This window comes from Microcystis sp. M083S1 (assembly GCF_020246405.1).
In the GTDB taxonomy this organism is placed as follows: domain Bacteria; phylum Cyanobacteriota; class Cyanobacteriia; order Cyanobacteriales; family Microcystaceae; genus Microcystis; species Microcystis aeruginosa_C.
The window spans coordinates 1-8,032 of sequence record NZ_JADBTB010000169.1 but is presented as its reverse complement, the minus strand read 5'-3'; the positions used below and the strand labels follow the sequence as shown (position 1 = coordinate 8,032).

Here is an 8,032-nt window from a genome sequence, read left to right as displayed (position 1 = left end):
TTTTAATCCATTTATCTAGTTCCTCGATATCTTTTTTGATTTTCTGAGCCTTGTCCATAATTAAAGTTATTAAAACATTGACTTAGATTATAGCATTTTTTTCAGAAATTGGTTTCCACGTCTCAAATGTAAATGCTATAGTTTCCCGATTGGTTATCTTTTCGGGCGCGTCCGAATCCTCTACCGGCTCTCAGTGCGACTTGATAGGTGGGGGTTGTGGAAATGGCGAGCGCCATCCCTAAACCAGCGCCGAAAAGGGTGAATCCTAAAAGATCTTCATAACCGCCAAGGGGGATTATTGTTCGGAGAAATTCGATCGCTAGGGCGGCAATTAAACCGGCAAGTAATCCGAAAAGGGCAGATTTTATCGGTCGCTCAAAGGTGTTACTTTTCGCACCCTCGGTACTCAGCGATCGCCAAGATAATCCCTCGGCTACACCGGCCCCTAAACCGATTAGACTCCAGCCCACTATGCGAACACTTGCCGGGGGGAATTTTCCCTGGTAAATAATCACAGTTAGCACTGCGGCGATCGCTCCAGCGATTAAACCAGTTTTTAGGGCGATTTTGAGATAACTATTGCGGATTCTTCGATTCGCTTTGTAGTGAATCGGATTACTCAGATAAATGGTCGTTAGGACAAGGGTAACACTTAAACAGATAGTGACGATCGGGAAGAGAATAAACTCGACGTAAAAAGGGAAAGTGCTTCCAGTAATTGTCTTCGATGCGAATTTAAAGAGGTCTAAGATCACTAAGCTCAAGTTCCAGCCGATCAGCGCTGAAATAATGCCCCCCAACAGATAAAAAACAAGTCTCATTTTTTCAATACTCCCTTCCTGATCCAGTTAAACGTTTAGAGACAAAGTATTCCTAGTATTGACTAGAAAGGTTTCCGCCATAGTCTAATACTGCTAGTGCGTTCGTAGTTGGGGAATTTTCGGTTTGATCGTTGGGTTGCCCTAGCCTCCCCTCAGATTTCTAAATAATAGCATAAGATCCTGTGTCAGGTTCGCCCAAGCTAGGCCGATCAGTCCAGATGAGCGGTGGCTTTTTTGAAGATCGATGAGATGGATTTCGGCTTGGGTGTATATATCTGCGGGAACTTCTCCTTGGCTTACTTGATAAAACAGAGCCGCTAGGCTATAGGCGCGCACTTCGGCGAATAGTCGTGCGAGAAATTCGTATCGTTTTTTAGTAGCATCGGGTAATTTTTTTTGTTGATAGTTTTGTAAAATTTTGTTAAAAAAATGATTGTCTAGTTGACAATATTCTGGATAGTGGATTTGTATGAGTAGTGATTCAGTATAATATTTTGCGGAGTCATAAAAATAATCTGACCAGAAGCTTTTGGAGCGAATTAATAACCATTGTTTTTCCTGGGGTAGATCGGGAATTTTTCTATTTTTGTATTGCTCCGTTATTAATAGATCATCGATGAGAGCGTATAGTCGCTGTTCGAGGTGAGGATTTTGGTCGAGCGCTTGTTGTTGCATCTCGATGCCCGCACGCCCAAACTGTTTATTTCTTCTTCGTTTCCGTAGCCAGTCTAGCCAGTTAGCGATTTCTGGAAATGGTTTTAAAATAGCCAGTAATGCTCGATATCTAGCCGCCGTGATATTATGATTTTTAAGCGCAGTTTTATCAACAATAATTTCCCAGTTCCAATGGTCACTGTCAAGACTAGATAAATAACTAGAGAGGGCTTGTAAGTTTCGTTCTAGATCTTTATTTTTTGCTAGATTTAGTAAACATCGTTTGACTTGGATATCACTGGATATATATTCGGAAACCGTCGAGAAGGATTCGGGAACTCGATCGAACCGAATAATTAATTGTTCCTGATCGCTATCCTGGGTGTAAACCAGAGAGAATTGTTCGGGAATCTCTAATTGAGACACTCGAAAAGCCCAATTTAGGGGACTAGAATCGTTTGCTTGTAGAGAAAGGGCTAGAGCATGAAATTCTCCACAATCCTCAAAAGTTATATTGTCTAAATATAATGGAGATCGAGAGTATTTTTTTTCTTGTTCTATTTTTTTGATAGAAATATTCACCGAATCGGTTGAATATTTTTTAAAAAAATCATGGCGATTTAGCCAAGAACTAGAAGCTTTTGGGGGTGTTTTGGGAGATGAAGAGGAGGGTTGTAGTTGAAAGGTGGGAGAACCTTGAGTGATCCACCATTCTAGCAGCGTTCCGATTCCGTCTATTTCGCCATCTTGCGAGGGTTTTTCTAACCAGAAATAGCGGTAGCCGATCAGAGGGCGATCGCTGTCATCTCTTAAGGCTGTCGCCACCGCTAATAGGGCATATTTGCCGATTTCTCTAGAGATTAGGGCGATAGTTTGGGGAGGATAACTATCATTAATTCGACAGGCATGATTATGGACGGCATTCGCAATTTCCGGGGGTACTTCCTGATTTTCTCCGCCGATTTCTCGATCAAATCCTGTACTCACATAGCACTCATGTCTTTTAGACCATTTTGGCTCTAGAAGTTTTCGAGAGAATTGATAAATTTCGCATCGATTCCACATCATTAAGCGTCTATTTATCGGGTTTGAATATTTGATCTAGGCAGGCAGAATAGGCGGTATTTGTCTGAGTTTTGCACTGCTGAAAGGCTTTGTATCGAGGGAGAGCGATCGAGTAATTTTCGCTCTCTTTTAGGATTCTTTCTAGGGTATTGATCGCTGTTTTTATCTGCCGATCTTGAATCATGGGAGCGAGAATCGACCAAGTGTTTTTATCTAAATCCCCTCCTGCTGGCTGAATCTGGTATTGTGTTTTGAACTTAGCGATCGCATCCGATACTTTCTGATCCCAAATCGGAGTGATTTCCCCCTCATACAATTGTAGCGAGTGGAGAAGACTTTTCCCTAGGGCAATTTCTGGGGCGTTGAGGGGAGGATTGGCTGTCACTTGGTTAGCGGTGTAAGTTTTATTTAATTCTACCGGAACTGCTGGTGTCAGTTGTTGAAGGAAGGGATATAAAGGATTTTTGATAATACTTGATCTTTCTCTTAGCCATGCTTCGCGTTGAGTGCTGGTTTTCCACTGGGAAGCGTTGAAATCGGGCATCTTTTCCCGTAACTTCTTTAGGTTGTCTAGATTTTTCGCTTGCAGATCTTGTCGGCGATCGCCAGATTCTAGGAGATTAAAATATAAGTATAGTTCCCGAACGGGATCGGAGGGAATAATGGCCGATTGATTTGCGGAAATCTTCGGAGAAAATACCCGTCCGATCGATTGAACTCCCCACAGGACTCCCACCCCCAACACCGTCCCGACTGCCACACTCAACCCTAGACATTGCCAAGGATATTTTTGCCAAAGAATTAGGGCGATTTTCTTGAGAGAATTGGGACTTTTCTCGGAGGATTGTGGAGGAATGGCGGGGGGTCTTTCTAGGGGAATAATTTCGGGGAGGTTCGTGCAGTTTTCCCAAATTTTATCGGGAACTTTACCCGTAGCGAGTTTATAGAAAAAAGCGGCGATCGGATAGGATTTATTCTTTTCTAGAATCCCTGCGATGCTCTCGTAGGACGAGGGATTTTCGGTGGTTTGTCCTTGCTCACGCTGTTTTAAGTCTTCGAGGATTTTCTCGATAAACTCATCCCTTTCTTGAGGGGGTAATTGTTCTTTTTTGAGATAGGCTCGATCGAGCTTTCTAAACAGATCGTTGGTGTAGATTTCTAGAGATTCTTTCCAGAGTGGGGAGTAGTCGATAAGTAGCCATTGAATTACCTTTTCTGATTTCTGGGAGGGGTTCGATCGCAGTAGGAGAAATAACCGAGCGATGAGTTGATGGAGTCTTGTTTTATTCTTGGCTAATATGACCGAATTTCTGGAATACAATTGTATCAACTGCTGCTGTCGATCGAGTGCTTCTTTCGCTTCTTGAGTAACGGGTAATTCGGATGGCTGGAAATGAGTCAATAAGGCTGAGGGAAGAAAGCGAGAGAAATCCAGCAATTTTTGAGGTGCGGGAGATCCTGGCGCTTGTAGGCTATTGAGCCAATCGGAGACGGTAATCGTTAAGTCAGTATGCTGTAAATTGGGATTTAATAGTAGAATCAATGATTTATAAATCTTTTCTTGTTGGGTGTGCTGTCGTTGCTCCAGCCAGGTGCTATCGATCAGCGTTGCCCAATCCCATCGAGTGCTATCGGTTTTTTCTAGTTCTTGAACTAAGATATTTAGGTTTTCATCAATTTCTTTGCCTTCTGAGAGTTCTTTTAATGCTCTTTTTAAACTTTGAATTGATTGAACCTGTACAGGGGAAGTATCTAGTATATCTTGCCCAGTTTTATGGGGAGTTAATGCGGTTGGGATTTTGTTGGCATCGGAATTGATCTGACAGTATTCTTGAGTAGTGCAAGCGATTAGGGTAAATTGATTAGGATTTTCTAAAACAGTAACCTTCCACGCCCAAGCGATCGGGCGATTATATTTTTGTTTGAGATATCGAGAAAAAAAATGCAAATGCCAATAACTAGGAATAAAGCTATTGCTAGGAGTAAAAATATGAGGAGTTTGTTGTACTTCTAAAGCAAGTTGCTCAAATTGACGAACTTTATCGAAATCATGAGGACTGTGAAGAATCGCTGAATAATATCCCTGTCCACGATTCTGTTGCTGAATATGTATGATGTCTGAACAAGGCTTTAGCTCGAAACGGGGTCGCTCGTTCTTGTCCCACCATCGGAGGAGCGTTCCCACGGCATCTATCTCTCTATCTAGGGGCTTTTCTAGCCAGAAATAACGATAGCCTACCAGAGGTCGATCGCTATCATCTTTTAGGGGAGAGGCTACCGCTAAAACTGCGTATCTATCGATTTCTCGTGCGATGAGGGCAATCTCTCCTTCTGCCGGAGGATAACTATCATTAATCCGAAACCAGTGGTTATGGACTGCATTTTGAATGGGGGTGGGAGGATTCTCATGGGTTCTTAAACCGATTTCTTTGTCGAATCCGCTAGAAACCCACCGATCGCCCTGTCTTTTCGGTTCTAACAATTTCCGAGAAAATTCCTTGATCAAAATGGAATCGCTCATAGTTTTTCTAATCCTCTATGTCTCTGAGTTGGGGATGATCGGTACCCGTGTGTAACCAGTAAATTGGTGCCATTAATCCCAAGGGTCTCCACACTTTTGGGTTATCGATCACTCCAGAAGTCACACCACCTTCGCGGCTAGTAACTTGAACGTTGGCGAGGGGAGAGTCGGGAGAAGCACCTGGCTTCATGCCAAATGCCGAACAAAAAAAATACTTAACAGGACAGGGCCACTCTTTGCCCCAATTTTCTAGTAATTGATAGGTTTTATTAAATTTTAGCCTCATAAATCTGGGGATATCCTGCCGGTGGATTCGCATTTTAGATTGTTCGGCTTTGGTAAAGGCTAAGGCGATACGATACTGGGAGAGGTTTTGATTTTTCTTTTCTAGTCGCCACTTTAATTGTTGTTTCAAGGTGGCCAATCCCTGGGCGTACTTTTCATCTTCTGTGAAGAAAGTACCATCGAGTAGGATGAGTAATCCTAGGGCAGAGGCACATTCTTCTAGATACTCTTCGATTTGGGAAGTTTTGCCTTGGGATAGTTTTTCAAATAATTCCCCAGCAAAGTCTTTACAAATTATATCGATCGCTTGTCCCCCTTGCCAAGTGGGCTTCATTTGAATCGAGAGGTTATAAGTGGGAATTTCGCTCGGATTGCTGGCTGGATAGGTAGCCATTAACATGGCATTATTTTCTAGGATATCTTTTGCCATAGCGATTAGTTTAGCCGTATCGTCGTCGCGGGGAATAACTTTCTCGATCGGACTATCGGGTTTCGCGTTCGGCCAGTAGGCCAACGCAGAGAGATAGGTGGTTTTACCCGATCGCCTCGGTCCGATGATCCGAAATTCGGTAGGCTGAGAATCGGTGGTTTTTGGGGGTTGTTGACGACTCCACATAATTATTCTTCGAGTCGAATGCCTGTCGCTAACCAGTATAGCGGAGGAATTAATCCGTAGGGATACCAGCGATCGGGTTCTCGTAAATAGGCGTTTTTTTCTTCTGGGGAACCGTCGTCGGGTAAGTAGCAGTTTGGCCGGGGATCAAAATCTCGATCGCGGCGACTTCCCAAAACCCCGAATGCAGAACAGGCAAAGAATTGTAATCGATCGGGGGTTAAAGTTTTGGTGAGATGTTTATAGGTTTTGGGCAATCGTACCTCGAATAAATCCTCGTCGGGATCGAGACGACAGGGCCAGAGTTCTCCCCTTTCACATTTAGCCATGACGACGGCGATCCGCAGTTTTTCAATTTCTTGGTTGCGAATTTCCCGCTCGCGAATTTCCTCGCATAGTTTGGTAAATGCGGGGAGATATAGCGATGTGTCGCGTTCTGGTTCCCAATCGGTCATCATCACCATCCAGCTTACGGTCGTAAATAGGTCATCAACCCAAGGGGTGATTTTTTTCCATTGATGAGGGATGGGAATATGTTCAAAAAATTCCCCTGGGAAATCTTTGGCAAGGAGTTCTAGTTCGATGCTCGATCGCTTTTTCCCCGGCGGGATTTTGATGAGAAAGTCATAGTCCTTGAGGTTATGAAGTTGATCAGCATCGAAGGCATCTCCCGCTATCTTTCCTTGATTTTTGAGCGTATCGAGCGCGCGTTTCCGTAGGGCCGTGGCTTCATCATTGCGAGGAATCACCTCTAACTTGGGATATTTTTGTAGTAAACCCGATGGAAGAACGGCTAGGGTGGCAAGATAGGTGGTTTTTCCCGAACTTCTCGCCCCGATCACGCGAATTTCTGTAGAGGCTTTAGGCATTGGCGAAATAAGCTCCTAAATAGACCCAGGGTAATTCTAGTAGAGTGGGATGGTGAATGCTGGTGACGAAAAATTTGGGATTGAGGTAGGGAGGTTGGGAGTTATGTTCGCGGATTATATCATCGGCTAGGGAAAAATAGGTCTCTCGGATATGATCGTCGTGTTTCCCCCAAAGAAAGGAAGTTTTGGTGTTGTATTGCCAGGTGTTTTTTTCCTCCTCTAGGTTGTGAAATAGATCGGCTTTATGGATAGAGATTAAAATATGTTGTACGCTGGGACAGTGCGATCGCAAGAGGGTGAGACGTTCCTTGAGTTGTTTTTTCCAGGTCTCCGGGTCGAGAATTTCCTCAAATTCGGGAGTATCTTCTATTTCTTGAGATTGAATTCGATATCGATAGGGAGGCAGCAGGAGTAAAACCGCTTGACTTTGACCGAGAGTGTGTACCAGATCTTGATATTTTTCTGGGTTGCTTTCTTGCCACGCGGGTTTAGACCAGGCTTCCCCAGGGGTATCAATCCACTGAACTCTCACCTCTCTTTCCAAACCGGAAGGAAGATTGATTCTCAGCAGGAGAGGTTCTTCTTCTTTTTGAGAAGTTCCCGCTAGTTTTTCAATGCTATCCTTGGACAATGTAGCGATTTTACCTCCAGGGCCAGAAGGGATCACTTTAACATTTTCGGTTCCTTTCGATAGGGTAATGACCATACTGGTCTTACCAACACTTTTATTGCCAATAATGATTACGTTCATGGGGAAATTTTTCGTTGTTGATTGCTAAATAGTCAGATGAGCTAAAACTCTAAAATCCCTCGCAGTTGTAATTGCCAAGTTTTTCCATCCGCTAGAGGATAGACTACCGCGTGATGGATGAGGATGTGGCCATCGGAAAAATTTGGATCATAGTTCTGGCACTCGAATAAAGTTTTAACGATTTGATAGTTATTCTGGTTGATTCTAAAATTTTGGCTCGGTACCAAACAATGATAGTTACCGTCGAAGTACACTTCATAGTGACCCCGACGTTTATTTTCTAGTACGATCGGTTCGCTATTTCCCCTCAAGCGATTCGCTAGGCTTTCTTCTGTAGGAGATACTTCGATCGGGGATGAGGAACGAGCATCTCGATAATAATTATCTCCTACTAGGGAGTGGGAAGAGCTAGATACTGAAGGTGCTGTACTCTGGTAAGTCTGGCTCGCGGGT

At 43.6% G+C, this 8,032-nt stretch carries 6 protein-coding genes and 1 pseudogene; all 7 read right to left on the bottom strand.

The genetic code is table 11. From position 1 onward, the window contains the following. Nucleotides 1–122: 122 nt before the first annotated feature. Nucleotides 123–821 carry a hypothetical protein gene (locus IM450_RS15735; RefSeq protein WP_287671396.1) on the bottom strand — a complete coding sequence of 233 codons (699 nt, stop codon included), beginning with the start codon at nt 819–821 and terminating at the stop codon, nt 123–125. Nucleotides 822–962: 141 nt separating this feature from the next. Further along, complete coding sequence (locus tag IM450_RS15730; RefSeq protein ID WP_287671394.1) at nt 963–2,462, bottom strand: hypothetical protein; 1,500 nt, start codon at nt 2,460–2,462, stop codon at nt 963–965. A gap of 88 nt (nt 2,463–2,550) precedes the next feature. Next, nucleotides 2,551–5,061: a peptidoglycan-binding protein gene (locus tag IM450_RS15725; RefSeq protein WP_287671392.1), complete on the bottom strand. Its 2,511-nt coding sequence runs from the start codon at nt 5,059–5,061 to the stop codon at nt 2,551–2,553. Between the two features lie 7 nt (nt 5,062–5,068). After that, a complete protein-coding gene (locus tag IM450_RS15720; RefSeq protein WP_287671390.1) occupies nt 5,069–5,962 on the bottom strand; it encodes a TRAFAC clade GTPase domain-containing protein in 894 nt (297 codons plus the stop codon). Between the two features lie 2 nt (nt 5,963–5,964). Further along, nucleotides 5,965–6,828: a hypothetical protein gene (locus IM450_RS15715; RefSeq protein WP_287671387.1), complete on the bottom strand. Its 864-nt coding sequence runs from the start codon at nt 6,826–6,828 to the stop codon at nt 5,965–5,967. Further along, entirely contained in the window at nt 6,821–7,579 is a 759-nt protein-coding gene (locus tag IM450_RS15710) for a hypothetical protein (protein WP_287671384.1), read from the bottom strand. Before IM450_RS15710 ends, IM450_RS15715 begins: the two co-directional genes overlap by 8 nt. A 41-nt stretch (nt 7,580–7,620) precedes the next feature. Then, nucleotides 7,621–8,032 (bottom strand): annotated as a pseudogene (locus tag IM450_RS15705) (hypothetical protein); the annotation flags it as partial.